The sequence below is a fragment of the Nonlabens tegetincola genome (assembly GCF_002954355.1).
GTDB classification, from domain to species: domain Bacteria; phylum Bacteroidota; class Bacteroidia; order Flavobacteriales; family Flavobacteriaceae; genus Nonlabens; species Nonlabens tegetincola.
The window spans coordinates 466,927-484,757 of record NZ_MQVV01000012.1; the positions used below are offsets into that span (position 1 = coordinate 466,927).

Below are 17,831 nucleotides of genomic sequence, written 5' to 3' on the forward strand. Positions count from 1 at the left end.
GTACTATGACACAGGAATCTTCCCAAAATCTACATGAACATCATTCATTTACCGCAAGCCCAGGGCAAGAACCCTTGCGAGTAGATAAATTCTTAATTAATCGTATTGAAAACGCTACTCGTAGTAAAATTCAACAATACATTAAAGAAGGTGGCGTATTTGTAAATGATCAAGTAGTAAAAGCTAACTATAAGGTAAAATCAGGTGATACTGTACGTGTGTTAATGCAGCATCCTACCTATGAACAATTACTGGTTGCTGAAGATATCGATCTCGATATAATTCATGAAGACGATGATGTCGTAGTGGTGAATAAACCAGCAGGAATGGTTGTACATCCAGGACATGGTAATTACTCTGGTACCTTGATAAATGCTTTGATTTATCATTTTGAAAACTTACCTAACAATTCTAGTGATCGTCCTGGCCTGGTTCATAGAATAGATAAGGATACTAGCGGATTGCTAGTAATTGCCAAAACGGAACATGCCATGGCACATCTATCTGCTCAATTTGCAAATAAAACGAGTGAACGAGAATACATTGCAATTACATGGGGCAGTTTTGAAGAAACAAGTGGAACAGTTGAAGGTAATATAGGTAGACATCCCAAGAATAGATTGCAGAATACAGTTTGGTCTGGAGAAGAATCCTATAAAGGTAAACCTGCCGTTACCCATTATAAAGTGATTGAGGATTTAGGATATGTAAGCGTTATAAGTTGCCGGTTAGAAACGGGACGTACCCATCAAATTCGCGTGCACATGAAACATATAGGGCACACCTTATTCAATGATGAACGCTACGGTGGTGATAAAATACTCAAGGGTACAAGTTTTACAAAATACAAACAGTTTGTAGATAATTGCTTTAAGGTCCTGCCTAGACAGGCCTTACATGCGCGCACTTTAGGATTTGAGCACCCAACAACTGGTCAGTGGCTTAGTTTTTCATGTCCGGTACCAGACGATATGCAAGCTTGTATTGAAAAATGGCGAGTATATGCTACACATGCTAGTAATGATTGATTAGTAGGTTTAAGTTTCGCTTTCGCGAAAGCGTAGTTACAAAATACTATCTGGTTATTCAGTATCAAAATTTCTTATTAAATCATCGATAGATTTAGGCATCGGTATCCTATAATTGAGAAGAAGGATATTTATTTTTGAATCATTAAAATATTGATATGAAAATTCTATTGTCTCCTGCAAAGTCTCTAAATTATGAAACAAAACCAGTTGTAACTGAGTTTACTACACCCTTGTTTAAAGATCAGGCTGTACAATTGAATAAAGGTTTAAAAAAACTATCAAGGAAAAAGCTGAGTGAGTTGATGAGTATTTCTGATAAACTTGCCGATTTGAACTACGATCGCAATCAAGAGTTTACAATAGATTTTAATCAAGAAAACTCAAAGCAGGCTATATATGCTTTTGATGGAGATGTTTATACCGGCCTAGATGCCTACACGCTATCAGAAAGTCAAATAAAAAAAGCCCAAAAATCGATTAGAATTTTATCTGGACTGTATGGTTACCTAAGACCTCTAGATCTTATGCAGCCTTATCGATTAGAAATGGGCACCAAATGGTCAATAGGTGGTAACGACAATCTTTATCAATATTGGAAAGATGTTGTAACCCCAGCGCTTAATGAGGAAATGACCGAGGATGAATTAGTAGTAAACCTCGCAAGTAATGAGTATTTCAAGGTTATTAATAAAAAAGCCCTTACTGGTAAATTGATCTCACCTGTATTCAAGGATTATAAAAATGGTAAGCTTAAAGTAATCTCCTTTTTTGCAAAAAAAGCTCGAGGTGCTATGGCTAGACATTTAATTACTACTGAAAATAGGGGCAAAGAGGCTATTCTTTCCTTTGCCACAGATGGTTATTCATTTTCGGCAGAAGAAACAAAAAAAGAAAATGAACCTGTATTTGTAAGGTAATTTTTATATTGCTGCATGCAAGATGAAAAAGAGCATTTTTCAATTAAGGATTGGTCACTAGACGATCGTCCTCGTGAGAAACTTCTTAAAAGCGGCAGTTCATCACTTTCAATAGCAGAATTAATTGCCATTTTGATAGGTAGTGGTACTCGTAAAATGAGCGCTGTGGAATTAAGCCGTATCATGGTGAATGATTCGGGTAATTCGCTAGATACCTTAGGAAAGAAATCAATCAAAGAATTAATTAAGTATAAGGGTATAGGAGAAGCCAAAGCGATAACCATTGCTGCGGCAATGGAATTAGGAAGACGTCGTGCCATGGAAATGCCAGTTACTAAACCAAAAATAACCTCTAGTCTAGATGCTTTTAAAATTTTACAACCTAGATTGGGTGAGTTGCCTCATGAAGAATTTTGGGTATTGTATCTTAATAATAGTAATCAAGTGATTGAATCTTCTCAAATAAGTGTAGGTGGTATAACTGGGACGATGGTTGATACTAGGATTGTTTATAAAAAAGCTATAGAAAGTGGTTGTGTGGCTATGATTTTGGCGCACAATCACCCTAGCGGTAAACTACAGCCTAGCCACCAGGACAAAAACATAACGACCAAACTTATTGAAGCTGGTAAAGTTTTAGATATTAAGGTTTTTGATCATTTAATTATTACTCAAAGCGCTTATTATAGCTTTGCAGATGAAGGGATTCTATGATCTTGATTTATTGTTCAAATATTACAAGTAGGAAAGAATACGTTTTTCGCCACGTGTTTAAAAGAATTCTAGAGGTAGAATATAAATTCACCACAGAACTTAATGAATTTGTAGGGTATTCTGGACCTAAATTTAGCTACACTCAAAAGACCATAGGTCAGGAAATGAGTATCTATGCCGAAGGCTTGTTAGATGAAGTAGGTATTGATCTGCATGAGGTTGAAATAAGTTATTGGGATGAGTTACCAGTTTTTTTCAATCGCTAGATTATGAGTCGATAGTACCCTTTGATTTATTTAGTGCAGTATTCTATTTACTTTCTCGTTATGAAGAATATCTACCACAGATGAAGGATGAGTTGGGTAGATTTAAAGCACAAGACTCTGTTGCTTATCAAAACGATTTTTTAAAACTACCTATAATTGAATTATGGGTATTTAAATTTAAAACTGTTCTCGAAGAAAAATTTGATTTTACTATTGATTTGGCTAATGAATATAAGCAAGTAACAGTAATTGATACTCCTATTTATTTTAAATACCGCAGTCGTAGTTGGATTACAAAATGGGAGATGTTTATTTCATATGTTAAAAAGTTCAGTATCTACAAGCTCATATGGTTCTTTTCAGTGCTACTTAGATTTAAAAAGGATCCCTTTGATAATCTAGATGATTTATTAAAAATTTTTACATCGACTAATCAAACTGAAAGTAAATCGTTGTTTTTATTCAACCTAGGTAATATTACTCGTGATAATCCTGGAGTATCTTATAGAAACCATACTTATAAAATAGCGATAAAACATGCTGCAGATTATTCTGATATAGGTGTTCTCGGGAGAATTAATTCAAGCGAAGAACAGGCAATTTTACAAGCTACGAGGTTTGAAAAAAACACCCATCGTATCTTAAAATTCGTAAGAGTAAACAAGAGTAAATTGGAAGTGCCTCATTTTTATAGAAATATTTCGGGCTTAGGTAAGGTAAATGATTATAGTATGTGCTTTGAAAACGTTGTAGGTTTTAGAGCAGGTACATCATTACCCTTTTATTTTTATGATCTGGATTATGAAATTCAAACACCAGTCCTTGTACATCCAGTTGCTATTCATTATTCGTCATTGGTAGATAAAATGCTAGCTAGTCAACGAATAGCGCTCAAACAAATAGTTCATCAAATTAAAGCTGTAAATGGTCACTTAAATGTTGTTATGAATTATGATCATTTCGACAGAGAATTAGGCAATCACAGTTATACATTTTTAAAAGATATCAATGGTATTTAAAGGTAAAAAGCACATTTTCTTTGATTTAGATCACACCTTATGGGATTTTGATTTGAATAGCAAACTAGCCTATCAACAAATATTTCAAGAAGAGAAAATTTCATTAGATCTTGATGTATTCATAAAGGTTTATGAACCGTTGAATCTTGAGTTTTGGCGAAAATTCAGAGAAAACCTAATTACTAAGGAAGAACTCAGATTTCAACGTCTTAAAACCGCTTTTGATGCTTGTAATTACCCGACGACTACAGAACAAATCAACAAATTTGCTGATATGTACATCGCTTATTTACCTAATAACAATCATTTGTTTCCTGGATGTATTCAGTTATTAGATCAGTTGAAACCAAAGTTTAAATTACATTTAATTACTAATGGATTTTTTGACGTACAGCATAATAAGATCAATAAATCAGGTTTGTCTAAATACTTTGATGTAATCTTAACAGCCGATGAAGCAGGCGTTAAAAAACCTGATCCCAAAATATTTGAAATAGCTCTTCAAAAATCAGGTGCTCGCGTTGAAGAAAGTGTAATGATAGGGGACAGCTTACTTGCCGATATAGAAGGAGCTCAAAATATAGGGATGGATAGTATTTGGTTTAAAACTACAAATGAGCAAACTGCGCACGATCAACCTTATGTAGAGAGTTTATTAGATATATTCACTTATTTATCGGAATAAGGATAGTGATCCTTCCATCTTCTTTTTAAAAAGTCTCTCTGAGCTTGCTCTCTTGAATTGTTACCGGGTTCATAAAGTTTGGTAGCGCTTATTTCTTTAGGTAAAAAATCGTAAAATGCAAAATTACCAGGATAATCATGGGCATACTTATAATCGTCTCCATACCCTAAATCTTTCATTAAAGTTGTTGGAGCGTTACGTAATCCTAAGGGTACAGGTAAATCACCAGTCTCTCGTACCAATTTTTGTGCATTACCTATTGCCAGGTAACTAGCATTACTTTTTAACGAGGTGGCGAGATAGATCGCACATTGACTTAGTATAATTCTGGACTCTGGCATTCCTACAGTACTTACCGCTTGAAAAGTATTATTAGCCATGATTAAGGCAGTAGGATTTGCATTTCCTATATCTTCACTAGCAAGTATGATAAGTCGTCTAGCAATAAACTTAACGTCTTCTCCGCCTTCTATCATTCTGGCTAGCCAGTAGACTGCTGCATTAGGATCTGATCCTCTTATCGATTTTATAAACGCACTTATAATATCATAATGTTGCTCACCTGTTTTATCGTAACGTGCCGGATTTGACTTAACCTGCTCAAGAACCATTTCATTGGTAACCCTAATTACACCTTCGGGTTGGGATAAGACAACTAATTCAAATGTGTTTAATAATTTTCTTGCATCACCACCGCTTATCCTCAACAGTGCGTCACTTTCTATCAATTCAATGGATAAGTTTTTTAAAATATCATCTTTTTGTATAGCGTGATGGAGTAGTTGGTGTAATTCCGCTTTCGCGAAAGCGTTCAAAACGTAAACCTGACATCTAGATAACAAGGCAGGTATAACCTCAAAGCTTGGATTTTCGGTCGTCGCACCTATAAGGGTTACCCATCCCTTTTCCACTGCACCGAGAAGTGAATCTTGTTGTGATTTACTGAAGCGATGAATTTCATCAATGAACAAAATTGGATTCTTTTGTGTAAACAGTCCTCCTGATGTTTTCGCTTTATTAATTACTTCTCTTATATCTTTTACACCACTATTTATCGCACTTAAAGTGAAAAAAGGTCGCTTGCTTTCTTGAGCAATAATTTGAGCAAGTGTGGTTTTACCTGTTCCAGGTGGACCCCAAAAAATCAACGATGGTACTGTTCCGTTTTTAATATGACGGGTAAGACTTCCATGCTCGCCTACAAGATGATTTTGACTTATGTAATCATCCAGATTTTGCGGTCTTAGGCGTTCAGCTAGTGGCGTATTTATTGACATAAGTTATATTGACATGACAGCCCTTTGTGGCTTAAACATTGATATTTTGTAAGTATGCAAGATAAGGAGTATTTTAAGTTTGATGGTATCACCTTCCTTCCTGCCGTACTTTTTGTTCTATTGATATGGTTAGTTTATTATGTAGAAGTAACTTTTCATATCCGATTTAACAAAATGGGTATATATCCCAAAAGTATAGCTGGTTTAAAGGGGATCTTTACAAGTCCTTTCATTCACGGTAGTTTACAACATTTGTGGAGTAATACAGTGCCTTCCTTCATACTTCTTGTTTTACTCAATTATTTCTATAGGAAACAGTTTTGGTTTGTTTTTATTATAGGCTTGTTAAGTACAGGAATATTAACCTGGTTAATTGCAAGCAATGGTTATCATATTGGTGCAAGTGGTATTATTTATCTGCTAGTAAGTTTTCTGTTTTTTAAAGGGCTATTAGTTAAACACTATCGATTGGTTTCCTTAAGTTTTTTAATTGCCTTTTTTTATGGGAGTTTAATATGGTATATGCTACCTATTAAGGAAGGAATGTCATGGGAAGGACATCTTAGTGGTTTCATAACCGGACTAGTCATTGCTTTGTTTACAAAAAACAAGATGCCGGAAAAAAGAAAGTTCCAATGGGAACTTAGAAATTATGATAGTTCAAAGGATCCTTTTATGCAGCAGTTTGATGATGAAGGTAATTTTTTTGAAATTCCTTCTGAGGAAGAGGAGTGACGACTACGACATTTTTTGCCTAGTTATTTCATAAAGTATAGCACCACAAGCTACTGATACATTAAGGGATGCGATATCTCCTAACATCGGTAATTTTAATTTGTAGTCTAGCATTTTTATGACCGATGGTTGTATGCCTCGCTCTTCACTTCCCATAACTACCGCAATTGGTAGATTGAGATTTTCATTGTAGAGTACTTGATCAACTTTTTCTGTAGCTCCTGCCAGTTGAATACCGTAGGATTGGAACATAAACAACGCATCTTTCACGTGATTTACTTTACAGATAGGAATATTAAATAAGGCACCTGCGCTTGTCTTAATTGCGTCGGCATTAATACTCGCACTACCTTTTGTAGGTATAATTATAGCCGCAATCCCTGTACATTCTGCAGTACGAGCAATAGCGCCGAAGTTACGTACATCTGTAATCCCATCTAAAACCAAGAAAGTTGGATTTGTATCTAAGTCAATTTTTTCTAATATTTCTTCTAAGTTGGAATAGGAGATAGCTGCTATTCTGGCAACTGCTCCCTGATGATTTCCTTTTGCAAGGTGGTCCAATTTCTCAATGGGCACATAGCTAGTTGAAATATTTTTAGTCCCAGCAACCTTTTTGAGCTGTTGAGCTAGAACGCCATCACCACCTTTTAAAAGGTATATTTTATCAATTTCTTTTCCTGATTCAATGGCTTCAATGATAGCTCGAATACCATATATAAAAGATGTCTTACTCATGCTGCAAAAATAGTTTTAATATTAAGATTTGACTAATAAAAAAATCCCGTCCTTAAGGACGGGATTTTTATAGGTTTAGTTATATATCCTTATGGGTTTTTAACCAATATAAATGATCCACCGAAAGTTCCGAATCCACCAGCTTGATTATCGTATTGAACTACAAATAAGCTATCATCATTTACATCGTATGATGTATTTCCGCTTGTTGAAGTTGTAATGATAATTGGACCTTGTGGTGTACCAGCTACAAATCCAGTGTCATTAGTACTCGCATATATTAATTCATTACAAACTAAGTTTAGAACTACAGATATATTATTACCTGACCATGTTGTATTAAAAGTACGTTGTGTTGCACTTGATCCTACCGTAATGTTAACATCTGCTGTGTCAAAATTCGATCCACTGAATACTGGTTGTAAATCCGATATTTCGTACGATCCAACCATATAGGTAGAAGGTATTGGACAAACTTGATAAACACTTATAATAGCATCTCCTCCGGATGCAAAATCAGCGCCTTCTTCTAATTGAATGATTAATGTTTCAGCATTTGTGTCAACACCCATAACATCAGTTCCTGAAATAGTTAAAATACCCTCGTATTCATTTGCAGGAATAGTTACAGAAGTCGGAACTGAATAACTACCAGTGATTGCAGTTGTTCCATCATTTACAACACTTACATTAAAAGTTCTATCAGTTGAAGCTAACGTTGATGATTGTACAGGAATATTTAATTCTCCTGTCGCATCAATTTCAATTTCTAAGTTATAAGTGGATCTTGAAAACTGAACTAAGGTTAAGTCTCCATTACCATCAAATATTTTAGGCTCATATTCACAACCAATTATTAAAAAAAGCGTCGCGATTGCTATAAAGCTATATTTTAAGTTTTTCATCTTACTAAATTTATTTTATTAATAACCGTCGTTTTGAGTAATTGTAGGATTACCTCTTACTTCTACAGCAGGAACCGGTAATGCTCTGGCTCTAAAGTCATTGAAGCTTATGTCACATTCAGGTGCAGGGTAAAGTGAACAGTCCGTGTCATTTCTATCATAACCTTGGTTTGCAAGTGCTCCTAATCTTTTAACATCAATGTAACGGTGCCCTTCAAAAGCTAACTCAATATAGCGTTCCGCCATGATATCTGCCCATGCTTCAGTAGCGCTAGAATAAGTCGGTGCGGCCTGTGGGCTAGTGTATCTAGCATCACGTACAATTTTCAATTGTGCTGCAGCACCAGGTAAATCTCCATTTTCAACAGCTGCTTCAGCAAGAATAAAATGCATTTCAGCTGTTCTAAACACTTTCTGATCATTAGTATATCCACCAACCAGACCTGGTAAAGAAGGGTCTCCTGGATATTTATCCACAACCAGAATGTCGTCTTCTCGAGGGTTTGTTGCATTAGGGTAATCAGGAGAAATTAATGAAGATGGATCAACCCATACTTGTCTTCTGATATCACCGAAATTTGAACTATTACTTTCTAATTCATTAAAAAGTCTTCTTCCAACCTCATATAATGGTGAACCTGTTACGTCACTTGAATTAGTATTCCATATTTGTCCCATACTGCTCCCAACAGCAAGAGTATTATTAAATTTAAAAATAACCTCTTGTGAAGTAGCGGTACCATTTATGTCTTGCCAAACCTCTGTAAATTGAGCAGCGTTAGCGGTAGTAGGTAAAGTAAAATTACCTAACACTGCTTGTGCAAAATTGGATGCTCTTGGGTAGTCACCAACATATGCAGCAACACGAGCTCTCAATGCATTTACAAAATCAAGTGAAATAAAGTCTACGGTGTATGCAGTTCCAGCTTGTGTTAATAAATTATCAGCTGCATCTAAGTCATCATTAATAAATTGAACAACTTCTGCCACCGTATTACGTGGTAATCTGTCTTCTACACCAGGTACAAAATCATATACTGGTACAGCCAAACTAGAAGGATCAGATAAATCTTGAGCAAAGTAAGCAAGCAATTGAGAGTAGGCATATGCTCTTAAAGCATGTGCTTCACCCAAAGCTTCATCATATGTAGCTTGTTCTGCAGCATCAGCTGGAGTAACTAGAGCTGCTCCTTCAAAGAAAATATTTGCATTTCTTATGGCACTATTGTAGCCAGTCCATATACCTGATGCTTGCGCATTGTTTACATTAAGCTGAAGTCTGTGTGATTCGTTACCGTTGTTTCCAGCTTCACCTAATCCACATTCATCAGTGAAATATGATGTAAATGCGATACCCGTAGTTCTATTTGCATTTCCGTAGATTCCAAAAACAGCTGTTTTTACATCGTCCGCATTTTGGAACGCAGTATCAAATCCGAATTCACTCGGCTGAATTATTTCAGTTGCGTCTTCACAGCTAAACAAGGCAGCTGCGAGTCCTAAAGTTAAAAATATTTTTCTCATTGCTTTTAAAATTAAAATTGTAAATCAATACCTACACTAAAAATACGTGGTGTTGGGTATCTGTTGTATTCTGATAAACGTGTACTTTCTGGATCAGATCCTAACCACTTAGTCCAAGTAACTAAGTTTTCAGCATTTACATATATTCTAGCACTGTCAAGGAAAATTTTATCTAATGCTGTCTCATCAAAGTTGTAACCCAATTGCATGAAACGAACTCTTAAAAAGTCTGAGTCTATTAAGAATCTATCTGATAATGGTCCAGTAGCTATATTAGTAGCTGCTAAAGATGGCATATCTGTAACTCTATTTGTTGGCGTCCACGATCTTGTAAGGTCGCTAGATAATTGAGTTTGACCTAAATTATTGATGTCATAATAGTCACGTTGATTAAAGTCAAATCTTTGTAATCCAGTCATGAAACTAAATTGAGTTTCAAAAAAGAAGTTGTTGTAGTTCATTTCAAAACCAAATCCACCTTGGAAATCTGGCACAGTATCAGTTCCAGTTAATCTTCTATCATCTAGTGTTGGAGCTTCCGTTGGATTTCCATTAGCATCTAAGAATAACAAGTTACCGTTTGCTGGATTTACTCCTAGATAAGGCACTACAAAGTATTCATTTAATTGAGCTCCTTCTTGGATTACTGATGAACCATTATCGATGATTCCATCTGGAGCATCAATTGAAGTTACCTCATTTTCATTGTAACTTACGTTAGCAAATATGTCTAAATCAAATCCTTTATTTGATTTTGGAATGATTAAATCAAATCTAGCTCCTAATTCAATACCACGATTCACCAAGTCTCCAATGTTAGCTTGCTGTGTACCACTAGCAATTACTAAAGTAGAAACAGATCTCGGAGAAAATAAATCAGTAGTTTTTCTGTTATAGATATCTAATGTACCTCTTAATCTTCGGTTAAATAATTCATAATCAATACCAAGGTTTGCCGTGTTTACCGACTCCCATCTCAAGTCTGCATTTCCTAATTGAGATCTTACGAAGGTTTGATTATCAGCATATGATAATCCTGTAGTAAATAAAGTTCTTGTATTGTTAAGAGCTCCGTAATAAGTTGAAGCAATTCGGTCATTACCTACGCTACCATATGATGCTCTTAGTTTTAATGAATTAACCCAGTTTACATCTTTCATAAATGCTTCTTCCGAAATATTCCATCTACCTGCAACAGACCAAAAAGTACCCCATTTGTTGTCTCCGCTAAATCTTGATGAAGCATCTCTACGAATTGTTGCACCAAAACCATATTTGTCAGCATAATCATAATCAAATTCTGCAAAATATGAGAATAGACCAGTACTACCTTTTCCAGAGTTAACCGTTGGAACAAATTCGTCATTATCTTCATTGTCACCAATGAATGCCCCACCGTCATTTCCAGGACTAAATGTTCTTGGGTCTAAACCTGTCTGAGAAAAGCCGAAACTTTTAAAGTGAGCCTTTACATATTCTACATATCCGTTTGCTAATATTGTGTGACCATTACTTCCGTCTTCATTCGCACCAAAAGTTTTCTTATAACCTATGCTTGCAGTCGAATTAAATCTAAAGTCATTGAAAAATGATTCAGTTTGAAATCCTTCTACTTCTCCAGGTCCAATGAAACTTGCTCTTACTCTTGCTAGAGCAGAATTAGGATCGGCGTATCTTAAAAATGTTTGTTGACGATAATCCACACCAATGTTGTATCTCGCTGTCCAATTATCACTAATTTTATAAGATGAATTTGCACCAGCAATGATTTTCATTTCATCTTCTCTATTACCATTGAATAAAATGTTGTCTAAGGTAACATATGGAGACAAACGTGCCTGTAAACTACCAACCCATTCCTCTATTCTTGTATCATAATTGTTTGGATCAAAATAAGGTAAACCAAAATTAGAATTATAGATAGAATTAAAGTAAATAGCATTATTTCTTGTCTCAGGCTCTGACTGAGAATTGTTTTTAGAATATCCTACTTGAAGAGAGGTTGCCAAATTAAAGCGATCATTATCTGACTTTACATTTAAATTGTTTCTAACCGTAAATCTCTGTAAGTCTGATGCTTGTAAAGAACCTTCTTCGTATGTGTAGTTAACAGATGTGAATTGGTTCAAGTTTTTACCACCAGATCTTAGAGATAAATTGTGTAATTGACTAAACCCAGTTCTATAGAAAGTATCACTCCAGTCGGTGTTAACCGCATATGCATTTATTTCAGCGTCTGTTAAAGTTGCACCTAGACCGATTCCTCGTTCGTTTTCTAGCCTTAAGTAGTCACGTGAGTTGAACAGGTCATACTCTGTGTCTATTAATTCCGTAATTCTAGTCTGTCCCGTATAACTAACTTGAAGCTCTTGATTATAAGCACCACCTTTAGTTTTGATGATAATCACACCATTTGCACCTCTATTACCATAGATTGCAGTTGCTGCCGCATCTTTAAGTACAGTCTGACTTTCAATATCCAATGGATTTATTGTTCTGAAGGCATCTTCATCAACAGGAATACCATCTATAATGATAAGTGGCTCTGTGTTACCATTAATAGAACTCACACCTCTTAATTGAATTGTAGAGTTTGCGCCTGGTTGACCAGAAGCCGTTTGAATAATAAGTCCAGGTACCTGACCTTGTAACCTTTGAATAGCACTTGCGTTAGGTCTGTCTTGGATTTGTTTAGCGGTAATAACATTTGCAGCAATGTTACTCCTTTTGGTAGATGAAGTACGATATGCCTGAACTACTACCTCTTCAAGAGCAGAACTAAGTGTTACATCGATAACTGTTCTATTACCAACGGTCTCTTCTTTAGCATCATATCCTACATAACTAAAGACAAGCACGTCTTCAGGGTTAGCTTGAATACTATATTCACCATCAAAATTAGTTGATGCGAAGGTATTCGAACCTTTAATAGACACTGTTGCACCTCCAACAGGTCCATCTGCATCTGATACCGTACCGGTAACAGTCTGCTGCGCAAAAGCTACTTGCGCAACTAACGCTAGTAATAGCGTCAAAATTCCTTTAAATTTTGTTTTCATGTTTAGATTTATTTGAATTAGCCAGCTGTAAAAATCAAAAAAAAGACTTAATAAAACAACTTTTAACTATTTATTTTATTAGGAAATTTAATATTGGCTTAACATTTGTATAACCTTTTTAGAACAAAACCTTATACTCTATATGGCCTATAAGGTTGGTTAGATTAAAGTTAGCGTCTCCAAAATTTCCTGATGCGATATTTAAACTTAGTATTCCTGAATTTGTTAAAATTCCTACACCTACTCCAAATCCTGTTAAATATTCTGCTTTATCGTCAATAAAGCTTCGGAAAATACCAGCATCTGTAATACTGTTTATGTATAAAGTTGGAGATAAATTGTATCTATATTCTAAAAGTAGGGTTGCATATTGCGAGCTATCAATGCTATTTTGATTAAAACCTCTTATGCTGTTGTTCCCACCTAATTGATACAACTCATTAAATTGAATTTTATCTGTTTTTAAAATTTGGCTTTTCAAAGAACTTAGAATCTTACTTCTATTTGATAGATGCCAAAGTTTTGTAATGGTTGCGTCAATATTCAAATAATTTTCTTTTTCCTCTGGTAATTCTCTTGTTCCTGTGCCTATCTTAAGTTGGAAGATTAGATTTTGACGGTGCAATAAATCTGTTGACCATTTTTCTAATCTATAACCAATGTTCAATCCAGAACGATCGGTTTCAAGATTATTTAAGGAGAGTATCATCCCGCTGTCCGTGGTATTTTGACTTTCGTAATTTAATGTGATAGTATTATTCCAATCTATTTTATAAGACGTTCCTATTTCAAAGTTGTTTCTTTGGTATGTGCTATCTCTTCGTACAATCTCCAAAGATGCGCCCAAACCAAAATTAGATTGTGCTACGTATGGAATTGTAAATGCTGAGTGTACCCTAGTTTGATCATCTTGATCATTCCGATAAGTAAGTTGAAATCTTTCAGCAGCGTCAAAGTTGTTTTCTAAATACAGATCTAGATAACCATTTAATTCTAGTTTGCCATTGTTATTATTAAAACCTAACAAACCTTCAGCGGTGTTTATGTTTTTCTTTTTTAGATATAGATAGAGAGTAGTGGAGTTTTCTTGAAACAACAATTCCGAATTTCTTGTGGACTCGATGAATGGGATACTATTTATTTTTTTACTAATTGCCGTCGATAATTTAGGGGTAAAGCTCTTGTCAATAATTTGTGACTTGATGATTTTCTTTGGAAATTTTTTATAACCTTTAACTTCTATGTTGTCTATCCGCCTTTTTTTTGAAGTAGATGATGTAAGACGGGAGAAAAGTGTGTCCTGTGTTTCTTTTAAAAAGAGCAATTTGGTTTCAGTAAATACGAACCCTTGTTCGGAAAAAGAGTTGGTGATCAGCTTTAGTAAACTGTCTTTATGTTTAAAAGGTATTTTTATATCTCGCTTTCGCGAAAGCGTACTTTTTAAAAACTCATAATTTGAATAATAATCTTTTGGTATACCAACGTTTATTCCCTTTATAGGTTGATTCAAGAATATCGACCGGCTATAGTGATAGGTTTTATTTTGGTTGATTGTGGTGTGCTGTAAGCGTATGTAACCAATATTTTGATAGTGTTTAATGATACTGTCTGATTTTCTTTTTGACTCTTCGAATGAGCTACTAGATACAGCTATAGTATCTGTGATTTTTTGACTATTTGAATAGATGTAATTAAATATATCAAATTGTTGGCTATATAATAAGGACAAAGTAAAAAGGGTAAAAAGTACTCCTAGTATGTAATTTTTCTCATTAAATAAAACATAGTTTTTGTATGTGTGCTTAACTTTTTTGATAGGGTAAAAACGTTTTTAAATAAACTTTATTGTAAATATTTGAAAGTGAGGTTTGAATAACAAAATAATATTTATACCTTTGCCGACCCTAAAAATAGGGATTTAACATATTTAGCGTAAAATAATATGCCAACAATTTCACAATTAGTACGAAAAGGAAGAGCCAAAATAACTAAGAAGAGTAAATCGGCTGCCTTAGATTCTTGTCCGCAACGTCGTGGAGTATGTACGCGTGTTTACACTACTACGCCTAAAAAGCCTAACTCGGCAATGAGAAAAGTTGCTCGTGTAAGACTTACAAACGGTAAGGAGGTAAACGCATACATTCCAGGAGAAGGACACAATCTACAAGAGCACTCGATAGTATTAGTTAGAGGTGGAAGGGTAAAAGATTTACCAGGAGTTAGATATCACATTGTACGTGGTGCTTTGGACACAGCAGGTGTTGCAGACCGCACGCAACGTAGATCTAAGTATGGTGCAAAACGCCCTAAGAAGTAATTCAATTAACAATCTGAAACAACAGAAATGAGAAAAAGACAGGCAAAAAAACGTCCTATCCTTCCGGATCCACGTTTTAACGACCAGCTAGTGACTCGCTTTGTAAACATGATGATGTTGCATGGAAAGAAGTCGATAGCATTTAAACTTTTTTACGATGCAATGGATATCGTAGAAGAGAAAAATCAAGATGAAGAAAAAACGGCTTTGGAGCTTTGGAAAGATGCCTTATCTAATGTAATGCCTCACGTAGAGGTGCGCAGTAGACGTGTAGGTGGTGCTACTTTTCAAATCCCAATGCAGATTAGACCAGATCGCAAAATTTCTACAGCAATGAAATGGTTAATTGGATATGCTCGTAAGCGTAACGAAAAATCATTTTCTCAAAAATTAGCTGCTGAAATACTTGCTGCTGCAAAAGAAGAAGGTGCTGCTGTTAAAAAACGTGTGGATACGCACAAAATGGCAGAGGCTAATAAAGCATTCTCACACTTTAGATTCTAAGACATGGCTAGAGATTTAAAATACACAAGAAATATTGGTATTGCCGCTCACATTGATGCTGGTAAAACAACAACTACTGAGCGTATACTTTATTATACAGGAGTTTCACATAAAATTGGTGAGGTGCATGATGGTGCTGCAACAATGGACTGGATGGAGCAGGAGCAGGAGCGTGGTATTACAATTACTTCTGCTGCAACAACTTGTACATGGCAGTTTCCTATGGAAAATGCTCAAAGATTACCTGAAACTAAGGATTATCACTTTAATATTATCGATACTCCTGGTCACGTAGATTTTACTGTTGAAGTAAATAGATCTTTACGTGTACTTGATGGATTGGTATTCTTATTTAGTGCAGTTGATGGTGTTGAGCCTCAGTCAGAAACTAACTGGAGATTAGCAGATAATTATAAAGTCCCACGTATGGGATTTGTTAATAAAATGGACCGTCAAGGTTCTAATTTCCTTGCGGTTTGTAATCAGGTTAAGGAAATGTTAGGTTCTAATGCGGTGCCTATCGTTTTACCTATCGGTGATGAAGCTGACTTTAAAGGAATAGTTGATCTTGTTAAGAACCGAGCTATTGTATGGCACGATAATACACAAGGAGCTACATTTGACGTAATTGATATTCCAGAAGAATTAAAAGCAGAAGCTAGAGAATACAGAGCACTTTTAATAGAAGAAGTTGCTGCTTATGATGAAAGCTTGCTTGAAAAATTCATGGAAGATGAGGATTCTATTACTGAGGATGAAATTCACGCGGCATTACGTGCAGCTGTAATGGATATGTCTATCATTCCAATGGTTTGTGGTAGTGCATTTAAGAATAAAGGAGTTCAATTCCTACTTGATGCTGTTTGTCGTTATTTACCTTCTCCGGTAGATAAGGATGCGATTGTAGGAACAAATCCAGATACAGGAGAAGAAATTACACGTAAGCCTTCTGTAGATGAGCCTTTCGCGGCATTAGCATTTAAGATTGCTACAGATCCTTTCGTAGGTCGTCTAGCGTTCTTTAGAGCTTATTCAGGACGTTTAGATGCAGGTTCGTATATCTTAAACAATAGATCTGGTAAAAAAGAGCGTATTTCACGTATTTACCAAATGCATTCTAATAAACAAAATGCTATTGAATTCATCGAGGCTGGTGATATTGGAGCTGCAGTTGGTTTTAAAGATATTAAAACAGGTGATACCATGTCTGATGAAAAGAACCCAATTGTTCTTGAATCAATGGAATTCCCTGATCCAGTAATTGGTATTGCTGTAGAGCCTAAAACAAAGGCTGATGTAGATAAGTTAGGTATGGCTCTTGCTAAATTAGCAGAAGAAGATCCAACTTTTACAGCTCGTACTGATGAAGCTTCAGGACAAACTATTATATCTGGAATGGGTGAGCTTCACTTAGATATTATTGTAGACCGTCTTAAGCGTGAGTTTAAAGTAGAAGTAAATCAGGGACAGCCACAGGTTGAGTACAAAGAAGCTGTTACAGCACGTGCTGAACACAGAGAAGTTTACAAGAAACAATCTGGTGGTCGTGGTAAATTTGCTGATATCGTATTTGTAATGGAGCCTGCGGAAGAAGGTAAAGATGGTTTAACATTTGTATCTGAAATTAAGGGTGGTAACGTACCAAAGGAATTTATTCCTTCTGTTGAAAAAGGATTTAAAGAAGCTATGAAAAACGGACCTCTTGCAGGTTACGAAGTTGATAGTCTTAAAGTTACTTTAACTGATGGTTCTTATCACGATGTTGACTCGGATCAGTTATCATTCGAGCTTGCTGCAAAACTTGGTTTTAAAAATGCTGCCAAGGCTGCAAAGGCGGTTATTATGGAGCCTATCATGAAGTTAGAGGTACTTACTCCAGAAGAAAACATGGGTGATATCGTTGGTGACTTGAACCGTCGTAGAGGTCAGGTGAATGATATGGGTGACCGTTCAGGTTCTAAAGTGGTAAAGGCTAATGTTCCATTATCAGAGATGTTTGGTTATGTTACCTCATTGAGAACATTGTCTTCAGGTCGTGCTACGTCAACAATGGAATTTTCACACTATGCAGAAACTCCTTCTAATATAAGTGAAGAAGTGATTGCTGCAGCAAATGGTTCAAATAATTAATTTTTTCAAA

The 17,831-nt window shown here is 35.5% G+C and carries 16 protein-coding genes; 10 read left to right on the forward strand and 6 right to left on the reverse strand.

Annotated features, from left to right (window positions below):
• The first annotated feature begins 5 nt into the window (after nucleotides 1–5).
• The 6 genes from BST93_RS06015 (at nucleotide 6) to BST93_RS06040 (ending at nucleotide 4,632) form a co-directional block, all read left to right on the forward strand.
• Nucleotides 6–1,028, forward strand: a complete 1,023-nt coding sequence (locus BST93_RS06015; RefSeq protein WP_105018459.1) for an RluA family pseudouridine synthase — start codon at nucleotides 6–8, stop codon at nucleotides 1,026–1,028.
• A gap of 158 nt (nucleotides 1,029–1,186) precedes the next feature.
• A complete protein-coding gene (gene yaaA / locus BST93_RS06020) occupies nucleotides 1,187–1,948 on the forward strand; it encodes a peroxide stress protein YaaA (protein ID WP_105018460.1) in 762 nt (253 codons plus the stop codon).
• 15 nt (nucleotides 1,949–1,963) lie between these two features.
• Nucleotides 1,964–2,662, forward strand: coding sequence for a RadC family protein (gene radC / locus BST93_RS06025; RefSeq protein ID WP_105018461.1), 699 nt, complete (start codon nucleotides 1,964–1,966; stop codon nucleotides 2,660–2,662).
• Nucleotides 2,659–2,928 carry a DUF7033 domain-containing protein gene (locus BST93_RS06030; protein WP_105018462.1) on the forward strand — a complete coding sequence of 90 codons (270 nt, stop codon included), beginning with the start codon at nucleotides 2,659–2,661 and terminating at the stop codon, nucleotides 2,926–2,928. Before radC ends, BST93_RS06030 begins: the two co-directional genes overlap by 4 nt.
• Nucleotides 2,929–2,939: 11 nt before the next feature.
• Nucleotides 2,940–3,947, forward strand: coding sequence for a DUF7033 domain-containing protein (locus tag BST93_RS06035; protein WP_373420734.1), 1,008 nt, complete (start codon nucleotides 2,940–2,942; stop codon nucleotides 3,945–3,947).
• Nucleotides 3,937–4,632 carry a YjjG family noncanonical pyrimidine nucleotidase gene (locus BST93_RS06040; RefSeq protein WP_105018464.1) on the forward strand — a complete coding sequence of 232 codons (696 nt, stop codon included), beginning with the start codon at nucleotides 3,937–3,939 and terminating at the stop codon, nucleotides 4,630–4,632. The genes BST93_RS06035 and BST93_RS06040 overlap by 11 nt, the downstream gene beginning before the upstream one ends.
• Here BST93_RS06040 and BST93_RS06045 read toward each other — a convergent pair.
• On the reverse strand, nucleotides 4,617–5,903 hold the full coding sequence (locus BST93_RS06045; RefSeq protein WP_105018579.1) for a replication-associated recombination protein A: 1,287 nt from the start codon (nucleotides 5,901–5,903) through the stop codon (nucleotides 4,617–4,619). The two genes, BST93_RS06040 and BST93_RS06045, sit on opposite strands and share 16 nt — an antisense overlap.
• A gap of 60 nt (nucleotides 5,904–5,963) precedes the next feature.
• Between BST93_RS06045 and BST93_RS06050 the strand changes: the two genes are divergently transcribed.
• A complete protein-coding gene (locus BST93_RS06050; RefSeq protein ID WP_105018465.1) occupies nucleotides 5,964–6,644 on the forward strand; it encodes a rhomboid family intramembrane serine protease in 681 nt (226 codons plus the stop codon).
• A 3-nt stretch (nucleotides 6,645–6,647) separates the two neighbouring features.
• Here BST93_RS06050 and rlmB read toward each other — a convergent pair whose 3' ends face one another.
• The 5 genes from rlmB to BST93_RS06075 form a co-directional block, all read right to left on the reverse strand.
• Nucleotides 6,648–7,382 (reverse strand): 23S rRNA (guanosine(2251)-2'-O)-methyltransferase RlmB, encoded by a 735-nt coding sequence (rlmB, locus tag BST93_RS06055; protein ID WP_105018466.1) that lies wholly within the window; start codon nucleotides 7,380–7,382, stop codon nucleotides 6,648–6,650.
• 89 nt (nucleotides 7,383–7,471) lie between these two features.
• Nucleotides 7,472–8,287 carry a DUF4843 domain-containing protein gene (locus BST93_RS06060; RefSeq protein WP_105018467.1) on the reverse strand — a complete coding sequence of 272 codons (816 nt, stop codon included), beginning with the start codon at nucleotides 8,285–8,287 and terminating at the stop codon, nucleotides 7,472–7,474.
• 18 nt (nucleotides 8,288–8,305) lie between these two features.
• Nucleotides 8,306–9,811: a RagB/SusD family nutrient uptake outer membrane protein gene (locus BST93_RS06065; protein ID WP_105018468.1), complete on the reverse strand. Its 1,506-nt coding sequence runs from the start codon at nucleotides 9,809–9,811 to the stop codon at nucleotides 8,306–8,308.
• Nucleotides 9,812–9,822: 11 nt separating this feature from the next.
• Nucleotides 9,823–12,870, reverse strand: a complete 3,048-nt coding sequence (locus tag BST93_RS06070; RefSeq protein ID WP_105018469.1) for a SusC/RagA family TonB-linked outer membrane protein — start codon at nucleotides 12,868–12,870, stop codon at nucleotides 9,823–9,825.
• A 118-nt stretch (nucleotides 12,871–12,988) separates the two neighbouring features.
• Nucleotides 12,989–14,599, reverse strand: a complete 1,611-nt coding sequence (locus BST93_RS06075) for a BamA/TamA family outer membrane protein (protein WP_181072558.1) — start codon at nucleotides 14,597–14,599, stop codon at nucleotides 12,989–12,991.
• Nucleotides 14,600–14,812: 213 nt separating this feature from the next.
• Here BST93_RS06075 and rpsL point away from each other — a divergent pair, with 213 nt between their 5' ends.
• The 3 genes from rpsL to fusA are packed head-to-tail and all read left to right on the forward strand — an operon-like array spanning nucleotide 14,813 to nucleotide 17,821.
• Nucleotides 14,813–15,187, forward strand: coding sequence for a 30S ribosomal protein S12 (gene rpsL / locus BST93_RS06080; RefSeq protein ID WP_015361172.1), 375 nt, complete (start codon nucleotides 14,813–14,815; stop codon nucleotides 15,185–15,187).
• A 27-nt stretch (nucleotides 15,188–15,214) separates the two neighbouring features.
• Complete coding sequence (gene rpsG / locus BST93_RS06085) at nucleotides 15,215–15,691, forward strand: 30S ribosomal protein S7 (protein ID WP_042278884.1); 477 nt, start codon at nucleotides 15,215–15,217, stop codon at nucleotides 15,689–15,691.
• A gap of 3 nt (nucleotides 15,692–15,694) precedes the next feature.
• Nucleotides 15,695–17,821: an elongation factor G gene (fusA, locus tag BST93_RS06090; RefSeq protein ID WP_105018471.1), complete on the forward strand. Its 2,127-nt coding sequence runs from the start codon at nucleotides 15,695–15,697 to the stop codon at nucleotides 17,819–17,821.
• Nucleotides 17,822–17,831: the final 10 nt, after the last annotated feature.